13 protein-coding genes and 3 rRNA genes are annotated in these 21721 nt (G+C 68.8%); 7 read left to right on the plus strand and 9 right to left on the minus strand.

Annotated elements, in window-relative coordinates:
- Positions 1–118 precede the first annotated feature (118 nt).
- Positions 119–811, minus strand: a complete 693-nt coding sequence (gene hpf / locus FB465_RS12890) for a ribosome hibernation-promoting factor, HPF/YfiA family (RefSeq protein ID WP_211785771.1) — start codon at positions 809–811, stop codon at positions 119–121.
- A 362-nt stretch (positions 812–1173) separates the two neighbouring features.
- Here hpf and FB465_RS12895 point away from each other — a divergent pair, with 362 nt between their 5' ends.
- Complete coding sequence (locus FB465_RS12895) at positions 1174–1974, plus strand: ComF family protein (RefSeq protein ID WP_425461169.1); 801 nt, start codon at positions 1174–1176, stop codon at positions 1972–1974.
- A gap of 204 nt (positions 1975–2178) precedes the next feature.
- On the opposite strand, the gene FB465_RS12900 is transcribed toward FB465_RS12895, so the two are convergent.
- From FB465_RS12900 to mtrA, 3 genes are read right to left on the minus strand one after another with little or no spacing between them, the layout of a single operon-like run.
- Positions 2179–4020 carry an LpqB family beta-propeller domain-containing protein gene (locus FB465_RS12900; RefSeq protein ID WP_145790426.1) on the minus strand — a complete coding sequence of 614 codons (1842 nt, stop codon included), beginning with the start codon at positions 4018–4020 and terminating at the stop codon, positions 2179–2181.
- Complete coding sequence (gene mtrB, locus FB465_RS12905; RefSeq protein WP_145790428.1) at positions 3992–6157, minus strand: MtrAB system histidine kinase MtrB; 2166 nt, start codon at positions 6155–6157, stop codon at positions 3992–3994. The genes FB465_RS12900 and mtrB overlap by 29 nt, the downstream gene beginning before the upstream one ends.
- A 5-nt stretch (positions 6158–6162) precedes the next feature.
- Complete coding sequence (gene mtrA / locus FB465_RS12910) at positions 6163–6840, minus strand: MtrAB system response regulator MtrA (RefSeq protein ID WP_057236786.1); 678 nt, start codon at positions 6838–6840, stop codon at positions 6163–6165.
- A 253-nt stretch (positions 6841–7093) separates the two neighbouring features.
- Here mtrA and FB465_RS12915 point away from each other — a divergent pair, with 253 nt between their 5' ends.
- From FB465_RS12915 to FB465_RS12935, 5 genes are read left to right on the plus strand one after another with little or no spacing between them, the layout of a single operon-like run.
- A complete protein-coding gene (locus FB465_RS12915; protein ID WP_145790430.1) occupies positions 7094–8359 on the plus strand; it encodes a DUF7847 domain-containing protein in 1266 nt (421 codons plus the stop codon).
- 5 nt (positions 8360–8364) lie between these two features.
- Positions 8365–9036: a DUF4129 domain-containing protein gene (locus FB465_RS12920; protein WP_145790432.1), complete on the plus strand. Its 672-nt coding sequence runs from the start codon at positions 8365–8367 to the stop codon at positions 9034–9036.
- Complete coding sequence (locus tag FB465_RS12925) at positions 9033–10286, plus strand: DUF4350 domain-containing protein (protein WP_145790434.1); 1254 nt, start codon at positions 9033–9035, stop codon at positions 10284–10286. The genes FB465_RS12920 and FB465_RS12925 overlap by 4 nt, the downstream gene beginning before the upstream one ends.
- 14 nt (positions 10287–10300) lie before the next feature.
- On the plus strand, positions 10301–11305 hold the full coding sequence (locus FB465_RS12930) for an AAA family ATPase (protein WP_145797313.1): 1005 nt from the start codon (positions 10301–10303) through the stop codon (positions 11303–11305).
- A gap of 45 nt (positions 11306–11350) precedes the next feature.
- Positions 11351–12661 (plus strand): DUF58 domain-containing protein, encoded by a 1311-nt coding sequence (locus tag FB465_RS12935; protein ID WP_145790436.1) that lies wholly within the window; start codon positions 11351–11353, stop codon positions 12659–12661.
- 357 nt (positions 12662–13018) lie between these two features.
- Here FB465_RS12935 and rrf read toward each other — a convergent pair.
- The 4 genes from rrf to FB465_RS12960 all read right to left on the minus strand — a co-directional run bounded on the left by rrf (position 13019) and on the right by FB465_RS12960 (position 19715).
- Positions 13019–13135: ribosomal RNA gene (rrf, locus tag FB465_RS12940) — 5S ribosomal RNA — on the minus strand.
- Positions 13136–13218: 83 nt separating this feature from the next.
- Positions 13219–16340, minus strand: a 23S ribosomal RNA gene (locus tag FB465_RS12945).
- A gap of 276 nt (positions 16341–16616) precedes the next feature.
- Positions 16617–18140 (minus strand): 16S ribosomal RNA (locus FB465_RS12950).
- The 16S, 23S and 5S rRNA genes sit together here, the layout of an rRNA operon.
- A gap of 570 nt (positions 18141–18710) precedes the next feature.
- Positions 18711–19715, minus strand: a complete 1005-nt coding sequence (locus FB465_RS12960; protein WP_145790439.1) for a stage II sporulation protein M — start codon at positions 19713–19715, stop codon at positions 18711–18713.
- A gap of 274 nt (positions 19716–19989) precedes the next feature.
- On the opposite strand from FB465_RS12960, the gene FB465_RS12965 reads away from it, so the two are divergent.
- On the plus strand, positions 19990–21027 hold the full coding sequence (locus FB465_RS12965) for an RDD family protein (protein WP_211785772.1): 1038 nt from the start codon (positions 19990–19992) through the stop codon (positions 21025–21027).
- A gap of 24 nt (positions 21028–21051) precedes the next feature.
- Here FB465_RS12965 and FB465_RS12970 read toward each other — a convergent pair whose 3' ends face one another.
- Complete coding sequence (locus FB465_RS12970; RefSeq protein WP_145790441.1) at positions 21052–21687, minus strand: hypothetical protein; 636 nt, start codon at positions 21685–21687, stop codon at positions 21052–21054.
- Between the last annotated feature and the right edge of the window lie 34 nt (positions 21688–21721).

Consider the following 21721-nt stretch of genomic DNA (forward strand, 5'->3'; position numbering starts at 1 on the left):
GTGACCCCGGTGGCCGCGGCCACCGGGGTCACCCGATCAGTCAGTCTCTTCCGTTGTGCGCCTCGGCTGTGCAGCTGTGCGGCTCCGCTCGCGCGCTGTACGGCTCCGCCGGACGGGATCAGTCCTCGTCCGGCCCGCCGATCGCGCCACCGGCGCCGCCGACCTCACCGACGGCCGAGCCGTCGGTCGTCAGGTGGATGACGCCGTAGTGGTAGCCGTGCCGCCGGTAGACGACGCTCGGCAGCCCGCTGTCCTTCTCCACGAACAGGTAGAAGTCGTGGCCGACGAGCTCCATCTCGTACAGCGCCTGGTCCAGCGCCATCGGTGCGGCGGGGTGCGTCTTCTCGCGGACGACGAGCGGGCCGTCGCCCTCCACCTCCAGGGATCCCATCATGGTCTTGCGGACCGCGCCGTTGGTCGCGGCGCTCGGCCGCTCCGTCTCCGGCAGCGCGGCGAGCGCGGCGGTCGCCTCCGCGACGCTGACCGGGGTGCGGCCGTTGCCGCCCTTGTGCACCCGGCGCCGATCGGCGGACTTGCGCAGCTGCGCCTCGAGCTTCGCCGAGGCCAGGTCGAGCGCCGCCCACGGGTCGGTGGCGGCGGCCTCGGCCCGGATCACCGGGCCACGGCTGCGGAGGGTGATCTCCACTCGATCGGAGCGGTCGGCCTGCCGCGGGTTGTGCTCCTTGGACACCTCGACATCCAGGCTGATCGCCTTGGTGTCGAACTTCTGGACCTTCTCCAGCTTCTCGGCCACGTGCTCGCGGAACCTCTTGGGCACCTCGGTCTTGCGGCCCTTGACGACGATGTCCACGCAGAACTCCGATCCCTCGTGCTGACGCCGATCCGGAGTGACCACCGGATCGGACTGAGACCCAGCCGGACCAGCCTTTCTGCCGCCGGCCCTCCGCTTCGCCGGAGGAGGCGAGCGCGACTGGCCCTCACCTCACTTCCTCCCCACCAGGAACGCTTGAAACCCCTTGGAGCCTTATCGAACACCTCGCGCGGGGATTTCGCCTCCCCAGTCGAACAACGTAGCGGTGCGGGGCTGGCTGTACAGCTGTTCCACCCTGTTTACCCTCTTGCGAGTGAAACAGCGGTAAACACCTGGACAACACCCCCCGGACGGCCCACCGTATGGCTCAACCTCCGCTCCTGCGAGCCTCGGGAGGAGTCGTGACCACCCTGGGAGGTGTCGTGACCACCCCTGCCGCCACGAGTCCCGTCTCCAGCCTCCTCGACCTCCTGCTGCCCGCCCGCTGCGCCGGCTGTCGCACCGGCCGCACCCAGCTCTGCGTCGCCTGTCGCTCCGCCCTCTCCAGGGCCCGCGCCGGCCCCGCAGGCCCGGTACCTCCACCGGCCGGGCTGCCACCCCTGTACGCCGCCGCGCCGTACGCCGATCCGGTACGGCAACTGCTGCTCGCCCACAAGGAGCGCGGGGCGCTGCGGCTGGCCGGGCCGCTCGGCCGGGCCCTGGCCGCAGCCGTCCGCTCGGCGCTCGGGCCCGCCACCGGGCCCGTCCTACTGGTACCGATGCCCTCCGCCCGGCAGGCCGTACGGGCGCGCGGGCACGACCCCACGCTGCGGATGGCGCGCGCCGCGGTGAAGGAGCTGCGGCGGGGCGGACTGCGGGCCGGGGTCGCGCCCGTGCTGCTGCACGGCCGGGCCGTGGCCGACCAGTCGGGCCTGTCGGCGGCGGAGCGGCACCGGAACCTGCACGGCGCACTCATGGTGCCGGCACGCCTGGCCGCCCGGCTGAAAGGGCGTCAGCTCGTGCTGGTGGACGACCTGGTGACCACCGGGGCGAGCCTCGCCGAGGCCGCCCGTGCGCTGCGGGCCGCCGGCTGCCCCGCCCGCGCAGCGGCCACCGTCGCAGCCACCGTCCGCCGGGGCAGCCTCCCCGCCGGTCCGCCGGCAGGTCGGGCACCTGGCCAACCACAACAGGGACGCGGGGAACTGCGCGACACCGGAAGATGACAGCCCGCAGCCGGCCCACGCAACGGGCCAACCACAACAGGGGCGCGGGGATACCCGACCTTGATTGCCCACCTGAAGAACCCAGGCAGCGGGCCAACCACAGGGGCGCGGGGAACTGCGCGAATCCGGAAGGCAACGGCCTGTGCCCTACCGCCTCGCGCAGTTCCCCGCGCCCCTTCCGTGGTTGCCCAGTTGCCCGAAGGATCAGCCCGGGTAGCTGAAGGAGGTGCCGCGCCGCTGCGGGGCCACCTCGCGCCACTGGTTACCGAGCAGGCGGTAGATCTGCTTGTCCGAGGCCGCCAGCACCGGCGGCACCGTCTCACCCGACCGCGCCTCCGAGGCCGAGACCGAGGCCATCGAGTCACCGACCTGCAGCGGGGAGTCCGTGCTCTGCGAGCCGTCCGTGCCCACGTAGTGCAGCTGCTGCAGCTTGCCCGGCTCCTTGCCGAGCACCAGCAACTCATCGGTGTCCGCCCAGGAGACGGAACCGACCTCGCTCAGCATCGGCGCCACCGGCCGAAGCCCCGTGATCGTCACCTTCGGGCTCGCCGCCGTCCCCGAGTGCACCACCAGCCCGACCATCAGCGCCCTGGTACCGGAGCCGTCACCCAGGACCAGCGCCGCGCGGGCCCCGTCCGAGGAGAGCTTCAGCGCCTGTACCGCCCGCCCGTTCAGCCCATCCACCTGGGCGGTGACCACCGTCTTGCCCCGCACCATCAGGACCCGTGGGTTTGCCGGGTTCTGGTCGACCGCCCAGAGGTCCTGCCGCCCGTCCCAGCTGGGCGAGGTCAGCCCCTGGCCTCCGGTGACGACCGGGTCGCCGAGCTTGTCGCCCTCTCCGAGCCCGGCCACGTACAGCGACCGGCGGTCGTTGCTGATCACGGCCGCCGCGTTGCCGTCCCGGCGGACCGCGACGGCGCTCATCCTCGGCTGGCCGGGCAGGCCCAGCGCGCCGAGTACCGGCTTGCCCTCACCCTCGCCCTGGGTCTGCATGAGCTGGCCGCTGTCCAGCAGGTAGTACTGCTGCATCCCGGCCAGGCCGCCCGCCAGGCTGCCGGGAGCGGTCGGCGCCGCCTGCGCCGCGTCGACCGAGCAGCCGCCCTTGATCCCGCTCAGGTCGAGCCGGTCGATCTGGCCCTTGCCCTGCTGGTCGACCAGGGTGTGGAAGAGCTGGCCGGCCATCTGCCGGCAGAGCGACTGCTGGTTCCCGAGGTCCGGCACGCCGACCTTGACCGTGGCGACCCGGTTGTCGTTCACCGACACCGGGTTCACGATCCGCACTCCGGCGAAGGCCGAGGTCACCGCCTTGGAGAGCCAGTCGGACGGGCCGTCGGCCAGCGCCTGCGCGGCGGCGGTCAGCGGGTCTATTCGCCTCCGCAGGTAGATCGGGTCCGGGACCAGCACCGATGCGGGGACGCTCTCGGCCGAGGGGTCGGTCGCGGCGTAGAAGTAGCGGTGGACGGGGCGGTAGCCGTTCTTGAAGTTGGTCTGGTCGACGATCAGCCCGTCCGGCAGCTGAGCGATCCGCCACTCCCCCTTCTCCTTGCCCTCCGTCTCCTTCACGAAGGTGAACTTCTCCCGGTACGGCTCGTCCGCCACGGTCCGGTACGTGTGCTTGGCGTCCAGCCGGGCGACCTGACTGCCCGTCACAGTAATCTCGGTGCTGATGTCGTCGGCCTTGGGCGGGGTGCTGTCCCGTACCGGGTTCCTGGACAGCACGACGACGCCGGCATCCGGGTGCCAGCGTTTGGCGGCGTCCGCGGTCAGGTACTTCAGCGCCGTGCCGTAGTTGGCCTCGTCCGCGTTGGAGGCGTCGAGAAAGCCCGCCAGCAGGTTGAGCGGGTCCTCACCCGGGTGCGGTGCCACCGGGAAGACGCGGACCTGCAGGTTCTCCGCTCCCGCCGCCTGAGGCAGCTCCACCGGCTCCGGCGGCCCGTCGGCGGGCATCGCCACACAGCCCGCGGCGAGCAGCGACGTCAGGACGGCACAGGCCGCCCACGCGGCACCGGTACGCGGGTCAGCCTTCCTGCTGCTCGTCCTTGGCACGGTGCGCCCCCTCCGTCTCGCTGTCCGCGGCCCTGCGGTCCTCGGCTCCGCCGTCCTCGGCGGCCTGCGGGACGGGCGGGCGGACGGCTGTGCGATCCACCACGACCTGTGCCCCGGTGGCACCGTACCCCGCCGACACCGCGCGGACGTCCGAGGGGTCCGAGACGGGCGGCGAGGGCTGCCGCCCGAGCCCCGGGCCGATGCTCAGCACACCGCCGAGACCGCTGCCGAACCCCGCCGGGGCGGTCTCCGGAGTTTCCGGGCTCTCCGTCCCCGCGACCACGGTGGTGGTCTCGCCCGAGACGGTGATCGCGGTGGCGCCGGCCGGGCGGACGGCCCGGCGGTACGGCGTTCCGGGCGCGCCGAGGCCGCGGTTGTGCCGCGAGTCCTCGGGCTCCAGGCGGAACGGCGCCCGGCTGATCTCGCCGCCGCGGGTCCGCGGCAGGGTGAGCCGGAAGTGCGAGCCGCCACCGGGCTCGCCCCAGGCCTGCAGCCAGCCCCCGTGCAGGTGGGCGTCCTCGACGGCGATGGACAGGCCCAGGCCGGTGCCGCCGGTGGTGCGCACCCGGGAGGGGTCCGCGCGCCAGAAGCGGTGGAAGACCCGGGACGCCTCGCCCGGCTTGAGGCCGATGCCGTAGTCGCGTACCCCGACGGCGACGGCGCCCTCGGCCGAGCCGAGCTGGATCACCACGTCGCGGCCCTCGCCGTGCTCCAGCGCGTTGACCACGAGGTTGCGCAGGATGCGCTCGATCCGCCGGGAGTCGACCTCGGCGACGACCGGTTCTTCCGCGCCCCGGAGGACCACCGCGCTGCCCTTGGCCTGCGCCAGCGGGTCGGCGGCCTCGACCACCCGGGTCACGATGTCGCGCAGGTCGACGGGCTCCGCGTCCAGGATCGCGGCACCGGCGTCGAAGCGGCTGATCTCCAGCAGGTCGGCGAGCAGCGACTCGAAGCGGTCCAGCTGGCCCTGGAGCAGCTCGGCGGAGCGCGCGGCCATCGGGTCGAGGTCGTCGCGGCTGTCGTAGATCAGGTCGGCCGCCATCCGGACGGTGGTCAGCGGTGTGCGCAGCTCGTGCGAGACGTCCGAGACGAAGCGCCGCTGGACCCGGGAGAGCTCCTCCAGCTGCCGGATCTGGGCCTGCAGGCCGTTGGCCATCCGGTTGAACGAGTCGCCGAGGCGGGCGATGTCGTCCGTGCCGGTGACCTTCATCCGCTCTTCCAGGTGCCCGGCGGCCAGCCGCTCGGAGATCCCGGCGGCCATCCGTACCGGCGTGACGACCTGGCGGACCACCAGCCAGGCGATGCCGCCCAGCAGTATCACCACGAACACTCCGGCGGTCGCCAGGGTGCCGGTGACCAGGCCGAGGGTCTTGGTCTCCTGGCCGAAGGAGAAGACGTAGTAGAGCTGGTAGCCCGTGCCGTCCGGCCCGCTGAACTGCTTGCCTATGACGAGGCCGGGCTCCTGGTACGAGGGGTTGCCGTTCTCGGCGCCGCGCTCGATGTCGGTGGTCTGCTCGTGCGGCCGGGACGGATCGGCCTCGACCTGCTTGCGCAGCTCGGGGGAGATGCTGCTGGGCAGGATGTTCCCGGAGTACCAGGCTCCGCGCAGGCCGGCGCTCTGCGCGCTCTCCTCCTGCCCGGTGGTCGGCACCAGGGCGATCACCGAGTAGACGCCCGTACCGCCGCTGGCGAGGTCGGAGACCTGCTTGATCAGCCAGGTGCTGATCTCGTCGCGGGTCGGGTCGTTGGTGGCGCCGACCTTGGCCTGCAGGTTGATCGCCTCGTTGATCTTCTCCTGCTCGATCTGGAACCCACCGCTGGCCTGGCCCTGCGCGGAGTGCTTCTTGGCGTCGAGCAGCCCGGTACGCACCTGGGCCACGACGACGACGCCGAGGACCAGCACCACGGCGACCGAGAGAAGCAGGGTGGCGGCGACCACCCGGACCTGGATGGACCGCCGGTACATCGCGAGCACCTGGTGAACCGGACGCCGGAACTGACGCGCCACCATGGCGAGGAGTGCCCCCGGACCACGCCGGGGCGTGCGGCCCTGGGTGGTCGAACTCAGCACGTCCCCGCGCACGGCGGCCTCCCCGTCGGCGGTGGTGCCCGACGGGGAATCGTCAGTCTCGTACATCACGTTCAGCTGGGCCCGGCCTTGTAGCCGACACCGCGCACCGTCACCACGATCTCGGGGCGCTCCGGATCCTTCTCGATCTTGGAGCGAAGACGCTGGACGTGGACGTTGACCAGCCGGGTGTCGGCCGCGTGCCGGTAGCCCCAGACCTGCTCCAGCAGCACCTCGCGGGTGAACACCTGCCAGGGCTTGCGGGCGAGTGCGACCAGCAGGTCGAACTCGAGCGGGGTCAGCGGGATGCCCCGGCCGTCCCGCTTGACCGAGTGGCCGGCCACGTCGATCACCAGATCGCCGATGGTCAGCTGCTCGGGCGTGGGCTCCTCGGCACGGCGCAGCCGGGCGCGGACCCGGGCGACGAGCTCCTTGGGCTTGAACGGCTTGACGACGTAGTCGTCGGCACCGGACTCAAGACCCACCACGATGTCGACCGTGTCGGTCTTCGCCGTGAGCATCACGATCGGCACTCCCGACTCCGACCGGATCTGCCGGCAGACGTCGATGCCATCACGGCCCGGCAGCATCAGATCGAGGAGAACCAGATCGGGCTTGGTCTCCCGGAACGCGGCTAGCGCCTTGTCCCCATCCGCGACGAAAAACGGTTCAAAACCTTCACCACGCAGCACAATGCCGAGCATCTCGGCCAGTGCGGTGTCGTCATCAACGACGAGGACGCGTCCCTTCATGCCCACCATCCTCTCATTACCGGATTGTGACCTGCCGCACAGCCGTGCCATTTCGGCGTGAAGGCGGCTGCCAACTCAGTCATATCGTCGCAAAGTTCGCAGCTCAGCAGCATCGGGAAGGCCGCTGTGGATCAGCAACGGGATACCTCTGGGGTGTCCAGGCTCACCATGGCACGATGGGCGGCACAACGCGCCCAACCGGCCGGAAGCCGCGCGGAGCCCGACACCCCTGAAGCCCGCACGAGGAGCAGTGATGACCGACACTCCGGGCTGGGCCTCGCCCAGCTCGCCCGAGCCACCCCGCGAGGCCGCCGGGCCGTCGGCAGCACCCTCGAGCGCCGCTCCGCAGGACACCGCCGTTCCGCAGGACACCCCGCCCGCCCCGCCCGTCCAGGGCTGGGGCGCCCCCGGACCGTACGGCGGCGGGGCCTACGGGGGCGGGGCTTCCGGGGGAGGGGCTTACGGCGGCGCTGCCTACGGCGGCCAGCAGGGTCCGCAGGCCGGCTGGGGTCAGCAGCCCGGGTGGGGCGTGCCGCTCAGCCCGAAGCCCGGCGTCATCCCGCTCCGCCCGCTCGGGGTCGGCGAGATCCTGGACGGCGCAATGTCCACCGTGCGCAAGCACTGGCGGACCACCCTCGGACTCTCGCTGTGCCTGGCGACGCTGCAGCAGACGGCGGGCGCACTGGCCCAGTGGTGGGCCTACGACCACCCCGGTGACCTCACCGGCCTCGCCGTGGCCGCGGTTCCGTACCTGCTCAGCATCGTCTTCGGCATCGTCGCCACCGGCATGCTCACCATGGTGGTCAGCAAGGCCATCCTCGGCGAGAAGGCCGACCTGGGCGCCGCGTGGACGGCCGCCCGTCCGCAGCTCGGCAGGCTCACCGGGCTGACCTTCCTGACCTTCCTGATCATGTTCGGCGTCATCCTGCTCTCGTTCGTCCCGATGATCGCGGTGGCGATCGGCAGCGACGACCCGAGCCCCGAGCTGTTCGTCCTGTGCTTCTTCCCGGTGCTGGCCGGCCTCGTGGTCGACGTCTGGCTCTACATCTCGCTCAGCCTCGCCGCCCCGGCTCTGATGCTGGAGAAGCAGGGCGTGCTCACCGCGATGTCCCGCTCCCGCCGGCTGGTCAAGGGCTCCTGGTGGCGGCAGTTCGGGATCAACCTGCTCAGCTCGATCCTGGTCGGCATCGTCGCCGGCACCATCTCGACCCCGTTCACGCTGCTGGCGTTCGCGGTCACCGGCGAGGACATGTTCCGGGTCGGCGACGGCGCGGGCCCGGTGGGCCTTCCCCCGCTCGCCCTGCTGATCACGGCGGTCGGCGGCACCATCGCCGCCACCCTGACCATCCCGGTGCTCGCCTCGATCCGGGTCCTGCTCTACGTCGACCAGCGGATCCGCCGCGAGGCCCTCGACATCGAACTCGCCCGCGCCGCAGGTCTGCCCGAGTACGGCGGCACCGGCTGGGCGGGCCCGGGCTGGGGTTCCGTCCCGAGCCAGGGCGGACCGCAGGGGATCTGACGCACATGCCCACCTGGGGGGAATGGGTGCCGCTCGCGGACGGCGCCCCGGTCACCGTTCCACGCGACCCGGCCCGCGACGCCGCCCGCATCGAGCTGCTCAACCCGGACTACCACCGGCACGACCCGAGCCTCCTGCAGCGGGTGCTGGACTGGATCGGCGAGCGGTTCGGCCGCGCCATGGCCGAGGTCGGCTCGGTCACCGGGAACGGGGTCGCCGGCCTGGTGCTCTTCCTGATCGTGGCCGCCCTGATCTGCGCAGCCCTGTGGTGGCGGCTCGGCGCCCCGCGCCGGGAGGCCCGCAGCGCCGCCGCCCTCTTCGAGGCCGAGGGCCCCCGCACCGCCGCCCAGCACCGCAGCGCGGCCGCGGCCCACGCGGCGGGCGCCGAGTGGGGCGAGGCCGTACGGGAGCAGATGCGCGCCGTGGTCCGCGCCCTCGAGGAGCGCACGCTGCTGGACGTACGCCCCGGGCGCACCGCCGACGAGGCCGCCGCCGAGGCGGGCCGGGCCCTGCCCGCGCACGCCGCCGCACTCGCCGCGGCCGCTCGCACCTTCGACGACGTCGCGTACGGGGAACGCACGGCCGACCAGGCCGCCTACCGGTCCTTGGTCGAGCTCGACCGCGCTCTGGAAGCGGCGAAGCCGACACTCGCCCCGGTCGGCGGAGGCGCCGCATGACCACCACCGAGCCCGTGACCCCCATCGAGGCTGTGCCCGCCTTCGCCCCTGCGGCCGCTCCCGCCACCAGTAGCGTCTCCCCGACCCGGCGTCAGCTCTGGCGTCGCTCCCGCTGGTTCCTGCTCTCCGCCGTCGTGCTGCTGCTCGCCGGGCTGCTGATCGCCGGGCTGGGCGGCAACAGCCAGTACCCGCCGCTGGATCCGCGCTCGCCCGACCGCGACGGCACCCGCGCGGTCGTCCACCTGCTGGAGAAGCGGGGCCTGACGACCCGTACAGTCGCCACCGAGGCCGAGCTGACCGCCGCGCTGCGCGAGCCCGGCACCACCGTCGTACTCCCCGAGCCCGACCTGCTGACCACCCCTCAGCTGGACTCGCTCTCCGACGTACGCCGGGGCAGCGACAGCCGGCTCGTGCTGATCTCCCCCGAGGCGGCGGCGCTCGACGCCTTCGCCCCCGGCATCACCCTCGCCACCGTGTCCGCCGGCCTGCCTGACAGCGTCGGCTCCCTCAGCGGGCCGGCCGACTGCCCCCTGCCCGAGGCCGTCAGGGCGGGCAGGGCGGAACTCGGCGGCCTGCTCTACCGCCCCGGCCCGGACGACATCGCCTGCTACCCGCGCCACGGCCGGTACCCCCTGGTCCGCCACACCGACGCGGGCTCCCGCGAGCTGGTCGTCCTGGGCAGCGGCCGTCTGCTGACCAACGACCGGCTCGACGACGACGGGAACGCCTCGCTCGCCCTCGGCCTGCTCGGCTCCCGGCAGCACCTGGTCTGGTACCTGCCCGACTACAGCGGGTCCGCGCCCGCCACGGAACGCAAGGCCCTCACCGACTACATCCCGTCCGGGTGGTCCTGGGCGCTCCTGCAGCTCGGCATCGCCACTCTGCTCGCCGCCTTCTGGCGAGGCCGCCGACTGGGCCCCGTGGTCAGCGAGAACCTGCCCGTGGTGGTCCGCGCCGCCGAGACCACCGAGGGCCGGGCCCGCCTCTACCAGCGCGCCAAGGCCCGCGGCCACGCCGCGGACTCCCTGCGACGGGCCGCCCGGCACCGTCTCGCCCCCGTCCTGGGCGTACCGCTGAGCGCCGGCGAGCCCGACCCCACCGCACTCTGCGCGGCCGTCGCGGACCGCCTGGACCGTCCTTCCGCCGACGTCCGGTCGCTGCTCTACGGCACCCCTCCGACCGACGACGCCGCCCTGCTGCGGCTCACCGACGACCTCGATGCCCTGGAAAGGCAGGTACGACAGCCGTGACCGAGCAGGACTCCATGTCCCTCACCAAGGCCCCCCTCGCCGACAGCCCGCCGGTCGCCGACGCGCACGCGGGCGACCCGCGGGAGGCTCTGACCGCCCTGCGGACCGAGATCGCCAAGGCCGTGGTGGGCCAGGACGCCGCCGTCACCGGCCTGGTCGTCGCCCTGCTCTGCGGCGGCCATGTACTGCTCGAAGGCGTCCCCGGCGTCGCCAAGACCCTTCTGGTCCGCACCCTGTCCACGGCCCTCAGCCTGGACACCAAGCGCATCCAGTTCACCCCCGACCTGATGCCCGGCGACGTCACCGGATCGCTGGTCTACGACGCCCGCACCGCCGAGTTCTCCTTCCAGCCCGGCCCGGTGTTCACCAACCTGGTGCTCGCGGACGAGATCAACCGCACCCCGCCGAAGACCCAGGCCTCCCTCCTGGAGGCCATGGAGGAGCGCCAGGTCACCGTGGACGGCGAACCGCGCCGCCTGCCCGTGCCCTTCCTGGTCGCCGCCACCCAGAACCCGGTCGAGTACGAGGGCACCTACCCCCTCCCCGAGGCCCAGCTCGACCGCTTCCTGCTCAAGCTGATCCTGCCGCTGCCCTCGCGTGACCAGGAGTTCCAGGTCCTCGCCAGGCACGCCTCCGGCTTCGACCCGCGTGACCTGGCGGCCGCCGGGGTCCGTGCGGTGGCCGGCCCGGCGGACATCGCCGCGGCCCAGGCCGAGATCGCCAAGCTCACCGTCTCCCCCGAGGTGCTGGCGTACATCGTGGACATCTGCCGCGCCACGCGGCAGTCCCCGTCCCTGTCGATCGGCGTCTCCCCGCGTGGTGCGACCGCCCTGCTGAACACCGCACGCGCCTGGGCCTGGCTGGCCGGCCGCGACTACGTCACCCCGGACGACGTCAAGGCGCTCGCCCTGCCGACCCTCCGCCACCGGATACAGCTGCGCGCCGAGGCGGAGATGGAGGGCGTCACCGCCGACTCCGTCATCCAGTCCGTCCTCGCCCAGACGCCTGCCCCGCGCTGATCGTCCTTCCCCCCGTCGTCAGCCCCGTCGTTTAGGAGCACACCGATGGCCCTGACCGGCCGAACAGCCCTCCTCGCCGCGCTGGGCGCGCTCGTCGTGGGCCTCCTCCTGCCCTCCTGGGCGGGAGTCGGTGCGGTCACCCTGCCCGTGCTCCTCGGTGTCCTCACCGACCTGGCCCTCGCCGCTCCGGTCCGCACCCTCCGGTTCGCCCGGAGCGGCGACACCTCGGTCCGCCTCGGTGAGTCCGCCATTGTCGAACTCATCGTCACCAACCCATCCGGGCGCCCGCTTCGGGCCCGCGTTCGCGACGCCTGGCCCCCGTCCGCCTGGCGCCCCGGCACCGCGATCGACGGCTCCCGACACACCGTCACCGTTCCCGGCGGTGAGCGCCGCCGCCTCACCACCGCGCTGGCTCCCACCCGCCGCGGCGACCACCACGCGCACCGCGTCACCGTACGCTCGATGGGCCCGCTCGGCCTGGCAGGCCGTCAGGGATCTCACCAAGTCCCCTGGACGGTAAGGGCGCTGCCGCCCTTCACCAGCCGCAAGCACCTGCCTTCCCGGCTCGCGCGGCTGCGCGAACTCGACGGCCGTACCTCGGTACTGACCCGCGGTCAGGGCACCGAGTTCGACGCCCTGCGCGAGTACCTGCCCGGCGACGACGTCCGCTCGATCGACTGGCGGGCCAGCGCGCGCCGCAACACCGTCGCCGTGCGGACCTGGCGGCCCGAGCGGGACCGGCACATCCTGATCGTCCTCGACACCGGCCGCACCTCGGCGGGCCGAGTCGGCGACGCCCCCCGCCTGGACGCCGCCCTGGACGCGGCCCTGCTGCTCACCGCGCTGGCCACCAGGGCCGGCGACCGAGTCGACCTGCTGGCCCACGATCTGCGTAAGCGCGGCAGCGTCGTCGGCCGCTCCCCGTCCGAGGTTCTTCCGGCCTTCACCAACGCCATGGCCACCGTCGAGCCGGCACTGCTGGAGACGGACATGCGGGGGCTCACCTCGACCGTGCTGCGCATGGCCCCGCACCGCTCCCTGATCGTGCTGCTCACCGGCCTGGACGCCCGCCCGATCGAGGAGGGCCTGCTCCCGAACCTCCCCCTGCTCACCAAGCGCCACAAGGTCGTCCTGGCCTCCGTCGCCGACCCCCGCCTCGACGAACTGGCCACCGCCCGCGGCACCGTCCAGGACGTGTACGGCGCCGCAGCCGCCGAGCAGACCCGCGCCGACCGCCGGCGCACAGCGGACCGCCTGACCCGCCACGGCGTCACCGTCCTCGACGCCCCGCCGGCAGCCCTCCCACCGGCCCTCGCCGACACCTACCTCGCCCTCAAGGCCGCCGGCCAGCTCTGAGGCCACACGCGAGCTCGGCACGTCTTGGAGACCGAGCTGCGGGAACCAGTCGCGTCTCTGCGCGTGCTCAATGCGCCTGGGGTCGAGCGCGACGTGGTGGCGTTCGACGTCATGGGCGAGGCAGGAGGCTACCGCAGCCACTGCCCGTCGGTCAGCAGGGACAGCTCACCCACGTGCGCCGGGCAGCTGGGGTCGGTTGGGCGGGGCGGGCAGTACCCCTTCACCGGCGGGTAGCGGGAGTTTCGTCAGCCCCGATGCCCGATGTGGCCGCGTTACCCGACCACGAAACTCCCGCAACCGCCCCGGAAACGCAGAGAACCCCCCTTCCCGAAGGAAGAGGGGTTCTCTGGAATGATTGTTCGGCGGCGTCCTACTCTCCCACAGGGTCCCCCCTGCAGTACCATCGGCGCTACGAGGCTTAGCTTCCGGGTTCGGAATGTAACCGGGCGTTTCCCTCACGCTATGACCACCGAAACACTATGAAACTTTTCGCCGCACCACACCGTGACCTGGTGTGGGGTCGTTGTTTCAGAACAACACAGTGGACGCGAGCAACTGAGGACAAGCCCTCGGCCTATTAGTACCGGTCAGCTCCACCCCTTACAGGGCTTCCACATCCGGCCTATCAACCCAGTCGTCTACTGGGAGCCTTACCCTCTCAAGGAGGTGGGAGTGCTCATCTCGAAGCAGGCTTCCCGCTTAGATGCTTTCAGCGGTTATCCCTCCCGAACGTAGCCAACCAGCCATGCCCTTGGCAGGACAACTGGCACACCAGAGGTTCGTCCGTCCCGGTCCTCTCGTACTAGGGACAGCCCTTCTCAACACTCCTACGCGCACAGCGGATAGGGACCGAACTGTCTCACGACGTTCTAAACCCAGCTCGCGTACCGCTTTAATGGGCGAACAGCCCAACCCTTGGGACCTACTCCAGCCCCAGGATGCGACGAGCCGACATCGAGGTGCCAAACCATCCCGTCGATATGGACTCTTGGGGAAGATCAGCCTGTTATCCCCGGGGTACCTTTTATCCGTTGAGCGACGGCGCTTCCACAAGCCACCGCCGGATCACTAGTCCCTGCTTTCGCACCTGCTCGACCCGTCGGTCTCACAGTCAAGCTCCCTTGTGCACTTACACTCAACACCTGATTGCCAACCAGGCTGAGGGAACCTTTGGGCGCCTCCGTTACTCTTTAGGAGGCAACCGCCCCAGTTAAACTACCCACCAGACACTGTCCCTGATCCGGATCACGGACCCAGGTTAGACATCCAGCACGACCAGAGTGGTATTTCAACGACGACTCCACCCAAACTGGCGTTTGGGCTTCAAAGTCTCCCACCTATCCTACACAAGCCGAACCGAACACCAATATCAAGCTATAGTAAAGGTCCCGGGGTCTTTCCGTCCTGCTGCGCGAAACGAGCATCTTTACTCGTAATGCAATTTCACCGGGCCTATGGTTGAGACAGTCGAGAAGTCGTTACGCCATTCGTGCAGGTCGGAACTTACCCGACAAGGAATTTCGCTACCTTAGGATGGTTATAGTTACCACCGCCGTTTACTGGCGCTTAAGTTCTCAGCTTCGCCCGACCGAAATCGGACTAACCGGTCCCCTTAACGTTCCAGCACCGGGCAGGCGTCAGTCCGTATACATCGCCTTACGGCTTCGCACGGACCTGTGTTTTTAGTAAACAGTCGCTTCTCGCTGGTCTCTGCGGCCGGCCCCAGCTCAGGAAGCAAGTTCCCTCACCAGATCCGGCCCCCCTTCTCCCGAAGTTACGGGGGCATTTTGCCGAGTTCCTTAACCATAGTTCACCCGAACGCCTCGGTATTCTCTACCTGACCACCTGAGTCGGTTTGGGGTACGGGCCGCCATGAAACTCGCTAGAGGCTTTTCTCGACAGCATAGGATCATCCACTTCACCACAATCGGCTCGGCATCAGGTCTCAGACTATATGTCGTGCGGATTTGCCTACACGACGTCCTACACCCTTACCCCGGGACAACCACCGCCCGGGCTGGACTACCTTCCTGCGTCACCCCATCGCTCACCTACTACCCCGTTGGGTCACCGGCTCCACCACTCCCCTTTGTCCGAAGACTCCGGGGCGGCTTTGCGGGCTTAGCATCAAGAGGTTCAGCGTTGGCGCTTCAAAGCGGGTACGGGAATATCAACCCGTTGTCCATCGACTACGCCTGTCGGCCTCGCCTTAGGTCCCGACTTACCCTGGGCAGATCAGCTTGACCCAGGAACCCTTGGTCAATCGGCGCAAGAGTTTCCCACTCTTGTATCGCTACTCATGCCTGCATTCTCACTCGTGTACCGTCCACAACTGGTTTCCACCGCTGCTTCACCCGGCACACGACGCTCCCCTACCCATCACAGCAGGCGTTGGCCCTATTGCTGCAATGACACGACTTCGGTGGTGTGCTTGAGCCCCGCTACATTGTCGGCGCGGAATCACTTGACCAGTGAGCTATTACGCACTCTTTCAAGGGTGGCTGCTTCTAAGCCAACCTCCTGGTTGTCTCTGCGACTCCACATCCTTTCCCACTTAGCACACGCTTAGGGACCTTAGTCGGTGTTCTGGGCTGTTTCCCTCTCGACCATGGAGCTTATCCCCCACAGTCTCACTGCCACGCTCTCACTTACCGGCATTCGGAGTTTGGCTAAGGTCAGTAACCCGGTGAGGCCCATCGCCTATCCAGTGCTCTACCTCCGGCAAGAAACACGTGACGCTGCACCTAAATGCATTTCGGGGAGAACCAGCTATCACGGAGTTTGATTGGCCTTTCACCCCTAACCACAGGTCATCCCCCAGGTTTTCAACCCTGGTGGGTTCGGTCCTCCACACGGTCTTACCCGCGCTTCAACCTGCCCATGGCTAGATCACTCCGCTTCGGGTCTTGGGCATGCAACTCAAACGCCCTATTCGGACTCGCTTTCGCTACGGCTACCCCACACGGGTTAACCTCGCTACACACCGCAAACTCGCAGGCTCATTCTTCAAAAGGCACGCAGTCACGAGACACACAGTAAACTGCATGTCCGACGCTCCCACGGCTTGTAGGCACACGGTTTCAGGTACTATTTCACTCCGCTCCCGCGGTACTTTTCACCATTCCCTCACGGTACTATCCGCTATCGGTCACCAGGGAATATTTAGGCTTAGCGGGTGGTCCCGCCAGATTCACACGGGATTTCTCGGGCCCCGTGCTACTTGGGAAATGAGCAAGCAAGCCGCTGATGTTTCGTCTACGGGGGTCTTACCCTCTACGCCGGACCTTTCGCATGTCCTTCGACTACACCAACGGTTTCTGACTCGCCGACCGGCCGGCAGACCGATCAAGCTCACTCCCACGACCCCGAAACGGCAACCCCTGCCGGGTCTCACACCATCTCGGTTTAGCCTCATCCGGTTTCGCTCGCCACTACTCCCGGAATCACGGTTGTTTTCTCTTCCTGCGGGTACTGAGATGTTTCACTTCCCCGCGTTCCCTCCACATACCCTATGTGTTCAGGTATGGGTGACAGCCCATGACGACTGCCGGGTTTCCCCATTCGGAAACCCCCGGATCAAAGCCTGGTTGACGGCTCCCCGGGGACTATCGTGGCCTCCCACGTCCTTCATCGGTTCCTGGTGCCAAGGCATCCACCGTGCGCCCTTAAAAACTTGGCCACAGATGCTCGCGTCCACTGTGCAGTTCTCAAACAACGACCAGTCACCCACCATCAACACGCACACGCGCATCTCAAGTAGGACCGGCATCTCTGAAGCAACGACCATACGGCCGTTCCCTCAGGACCCAACAACGTGCCCGACACGCCTGACTGATGATGTGCTTTCCACGCCGAAGCAGTACTCACACTCATAACCAAGCGTGCCGAATAGTCAACGTTCCACCCATGAGCAACCGTGCGAGACATTCGCTCGCAACCGGCTATTGCTCCTTAGAAAGGAGGTGATCCAGCCGCACCTTCCGGTACGGCTACCTTGTTACGACTTCGTCCCAATCGCTGGTCCCACCTTCGACGGCTCCTCCCCTTACGGGTTAGGCCACCGGCTTCGGGTGTTACCGACTTTCGTGACGTGACGGGCGGTGTGTACAAGGCCCGGGAACGTATTCACCGCAGCATGCTGATCTGCGATTACTAGCAACTCCAACTTCATGGGGTCGAGTTGCAGACCCCAATCCGAACTGAGGCCGGCTTTTTGGGATTCGCTCCGCCTCGCGGCATCGCAGCCCTTTGTACCGACCATTGTAGCACGTGTGCAGCCCAAGACATAAGGGGCATGATGATTTGACGTCGTCCCCACCTTCCTCCGAGTTGACCCCGGCAGTCTCCTGTGAGTCCCCATCACCCCGAAAGGCATGCTGGCAACACAGAACAAGGGTTGCGCTCGTTGCGGGACTTAACCCAACATCTCACGACACGAGCTGACGACAACCATGCACCACCTGTATACCGACCACAAGGGGGCGACTATCTCTAGCCGTTTCCGGTATATGTCAAGCCTTGGTAAGGTTCTTCGCGTTGCGTCGAATTAAGCCACATGCTCCGCTGCTTGTGCGGGCCCCCGTCAATTCCTTTGAGTTTTAGCCTTGCGGCCGTACTCCCCAGGCGGGGAACTTAATGCGTTAGCTGCGGCACCGACGACGTGGAATGTCGCCAACACCTAGTTCCCAACGTTTACGGCGTGGACTACCAGGGTATCTAATCCTGTTCGCTCCCCACGCTTTCGCTCCTCAGCGTCAGTAATGGCCCAGAGATCCGCCTTCGCCACCGGTGTTCCTCCTGATATCTGCGCATTTCACCGCTACACCAGGAATTCCGATCTCCCCTACCACACTCCAGCCTGCCCGTATCGAATGCAGACCCGGGGTTAAGCCCCGGGCTTTCACATCCGACGCGACAGGCCGCCTACGAGCTCTTTACGCCCAATAATTCCGGACAACGCTCGCACCCTACGTATTACCGCGGCTGCTGGCACGTAGTTAGCCGGTGCTTCTTCTGCAGGTACCGTCACTTGCGCTTCTTCCCTGCTGAAAGAGGTTTACAACCCGAAGGCCGTCATCCCTCACGCGGCGTCGCTGCATCAGGCTTTCGCCCATTGTGCAATATTCCCCACTGCTGCCTCCCGTAGGAGTCTGGGCCGTGTCTCAGTCCCAGTGTGGCCGGTCGCCCTCTCAGGCCGGCTACCCGTCGTCGCCTTGGTGGGCCGTTACCCCACCAACAAGCTGATAGGCCGCGGGATCATCCTGCACCGCCGGAGCTTTCCACCCACCCCCATGCGGAGGCAGGTCATATCCGGTATTAGACCTCGTTTCCAAGGCTTGTCCCAGAGTGCAGGGCAGATTTCCCACGTGTTACTCACCCGTTCGCCACTAATCCACTCCGAAGAGCTTCATCGTTCGACTTGCATGTGTTAAGCACGCCGCCAGCGTTCGTCCTGAGCCAGGATCAAACTCTCCGTGAATGTTTACCCGTAATCGGGTGAGACACTCGCGTTGAGCGGCACGGCAACCACCGGAATAGGGTGATCCCGCGCACTGCGTCCTCGCTGTGTTTTTACTTCAAAAGGAATCTCCAACCCGGACCGAACGGTCCAGGCCGGGGATGTCAACATATCTGGCGTTGACTTTTGGCACGCTGTTGAGTTCTCAAGGAACGGACGCTTCCTTCGAGTCGCTTATCAAGCGGACCCTCTGTGCGCTTCGTTCTTTCTTGTTTCCAGCTTATCAGATGTTTTCCGGCCGTTTTACCGGCTTTCGTTTCTCTGAATTCCCGCTGGAGGGGTTTCCTTCAACTTCGCTCCGAAGCTTATCAAAAGCTTTGGTGTGCTCAGTTCCGGGATTTGCCTGACCGGGCACGCATCCGTGGATGCCTACTGCCTCGACTTGGCTGTGTCTTAGACACTAACGCCTGGAGCAGACTGTTGTCCAGTCGCTCCAACCGTTCAAACCTACTAGCTCGCCGGTGCCACGTCAATGGTCCGGCGGGTTGATCATGAGACTACCAGGTCAGAGGCCTGGTCAGCACACCCGCCTCAGGCGGCGACCGGGTTCAGGTCGGTGCGGTCGGACTCGTCGACGTCACCGAACTCGCCCGCTGCAGCCGCACGGCGGCCCAGCACCAGTGCGTAGAGCAGGAAGAGCACCTCGGCGAGGACGCCGATGCCGATACGGGCCCAGGTCGGCAGGCCGGACGGGGTCACGAAGGCTTCGAGGATGCCGCTCACGAAGAGGACGGCGGTCAGGCCCAGGGCCATGCCGATGGTGGCGCGGCCCTCCTCGGCTAGGGCCGTGAGGCGGGTGCGGGGGCCGGGATCGATGATCGTCCAGCCGAGGCGGAGCCCCATGCCTCCGGCCACGAAGACCGCGGTGAGTTCCAGCAGGCCGTGCGGGAGGAGCAAGCCGAGGAAGAGATCCAGGCGGCCGGCGGAGGCCATCAGGCCGAGGGCGAGGCCCAGGTTCAGGACGTTCTCGAACAGCACCCACAGGACGGGCACGCCGAGGACGACCCCGAACACCAGGCACTGAGCGGCTATCCACGCGTTGTTGGTCCACACCTGGGCAGCGAAGGAGCTGGCCGGGTGGTCGGAGTAGTAGGTCTCGTACTGGCCGCCCGGCCTGGTCATCTCGCGGATCTGCTCGGGGGCGGCGAGGCTGTCCCGGACCTCGGGATGGGTGGTGACCCACCAGGCCACGAGGGCCGAGGCGAGCAGGGAGATCACCGCGATCGGGATCCACCAGCGCCGCGAGCGGTAGAGGGCGGCCGGGAAGCTGACCGTGAAGTACCGGCCCGCGTCGCGCCAGGACGAGTTGCGGCTGCCGGTCACGGCGCTCCGGCCCCGGGCGACCAGGGTGGTGAGCCGGCCCTCCAGGGTCGGGTCGGGAGCGGCGGCCTGGACCTGGGCGAGGTGGCTGGTGGCGCGCTGGTACAGAGTGACGAGCTCGTCGGCCTCCTCACCGCTCAGGCGGCGCCGCGAGCTGAGGACCTCCAGACGATGCCACTCCGCCTGGTGGGCGGTGACGAAGACGTCCAGGTCCATGCGGCTCACTCCAGATGCGACGGGCGGAAGGCGGGCAGGCGAAGACAGGGCGGGGCGGTCGGAAGATACGGCAGAGCCAGAGCGTGGCCCGAGGGGAGCTAGCTTGCCAGAGGGCGTAGGTGCCCAGGCATCGGATACCGGACCGGTCTTCCGGGCCGTTCGGCGTCACCGTATGTTTGCGGCTGGAGATCACGGGGGCTGAGCCGTCTTGGCCGGCGCCCTGCTGTGTGGGCGGACCCCACAGGCGGACCACAGATGGAACGGGCGGGGTGTTGTGAGCGAGCTTGTGACCGGCGAGGCGGTCGTCCTGGGGCTGCGGGCCGCGAAACTGCCGAGCCGGGCGTTGGCGATGGCCCTCGACCTCACGGCGCAGTTCGTCGGCCTGCTGGTCACCAGCGTGGTGCTTGCTCTGGCCTCGCCCGGGATCGACGACGCGGCGGGCGCAGCCCTGACGCTCGGGCTCACGGTCTTCTTCCTGGTGGCGCTGCCCGTGCTCATAGAGACGCTGTCCCGGGGGCGCTCGCTGGGCAAGCTGGCCTTCGGACTTCGGGTGGTCCGCAATGACGGCGGCCCGGTGCGGTTCCGGCACTCGCTGGTGCGTGGGCTGGTCGCATTCGCGGAGATCATCCTGCTGCTCGGGGTCCCTGCGGTGATCTCCTCGCTCGTCTCCACCCAGGGGCGGCGGCTCGGCGACGTCTTCGCGGGGACCTTGGTGGTCCGCGAGCGGGTGCCCGGCGCGGGCCGGGGCCGGGAGGCTCTGCCGTCGCTGCCGCCGGCCTTGATGCAGGCCCTCGGCGGGGAGCTGATGGCACTGGACCTGTCGGCGGTGCCGGACGGGCTGTGGCTGGCGATCCGCCAGTACCTCGGGCGACTCGACGAGCTCGATCCGGCGGTCGCCCACGGTATGGCGCAGCGGCTGGTCGGGGACGTCGTCGCGCACACCGGTCATGCCGCGCCGTACGGAGTGCACCCGGCCGCCTACCTGGGCGCGGTGCTGGCGGAGCGGCAGCGGCGCGAGTGGGCCAGGGCGGCCGAGGCCCAGCAGCGGACGGCTGTGCCGTACGCAGCCACGCCGCACGCGCCGATGTCGTACCCGCCCATGTCGTACGCGGGAGTGCCGCAGCCGGGAACGCAGAGGCCGGGTGCTCCGGTGCGGATCAACGCGGCGTGGGCGGCACAGGCGGCCCAACAGCAGCCGCAGCCTGAGCCCCAGGCACCGGCACCCGCCGCTCCGGCGCAGCCACAGTCCCAGCCCAGGCCTCAGCCCGAGCCGCCGGTGACCCCGCCGACCGGCTTCGCGCCGCCCGCCTGACAGCCGCCCCCCGACAAGGGCAGCTCAGCCGTAGTACTCCGTCGGCCACTGGTTCGGCGGCGAGGCCAGCTCCTCCAGTTCGATGCCGGCTGCCGACAGCACCACGTCCCCGGCGAGATGGACGATCTGCTGCTCGCCGGTCTCCAGGTCGGCGACCTGGTACTGCTCGACCAGCAGCGGCCCGCTGTCGGTCTCGTGCGTCGCCACCGTCTCGAGCAGCCAGCCCTGGTCGAGGGTCCGCGGCGCCAGCACGGGTTCGGTGAAGGCCACCAGCCGCACTCGCGCCTTCGCACCCGGTTCCAAGCGGAGCAGGCGGGCCGTGGCGATCAGGAAGGCCGGGGAGCTGCCGGTGAAGCCGTGCGCCCGGTCGTGCCCTTCGGCGGCGTGCTCGCCCGCCGGGTCGGCCGCGTCCGTACGCACCCAGGCGACCCCGTCCACCGCTCCCCCGCGGACCTGCCAGCCCCCGGCGCGCAGTTCGAGGCGGAGCGGTCGGCTGCGGGAGTCGAGGGTCAGGTCGGTGGTGCCCAGCGTGCTGCCGTCCGGGCCGTAGGTCTTGGAGACGTACCGCCAGCCGGCCGGGCCGGGGGCGCAGCTGAAGCGCTCCTCGCCCAGCAGGACGTGGTCGTGAGTGTCATGGAGCGAATAGCGGCCGTTCGGCATGACTCGAAAGCCTACGTGCAACCTTTCGGTGCTC

Source organism: Kitasatospora atroaurantiaca (genome assembly GCF_007828955.1).
GTDB lineage: Bacteria > Actinomycetota > Actinomycetes > Streptomycetales > Streptomycetaceae > Kitasatospora > Kitasatospora atroaurantiaca.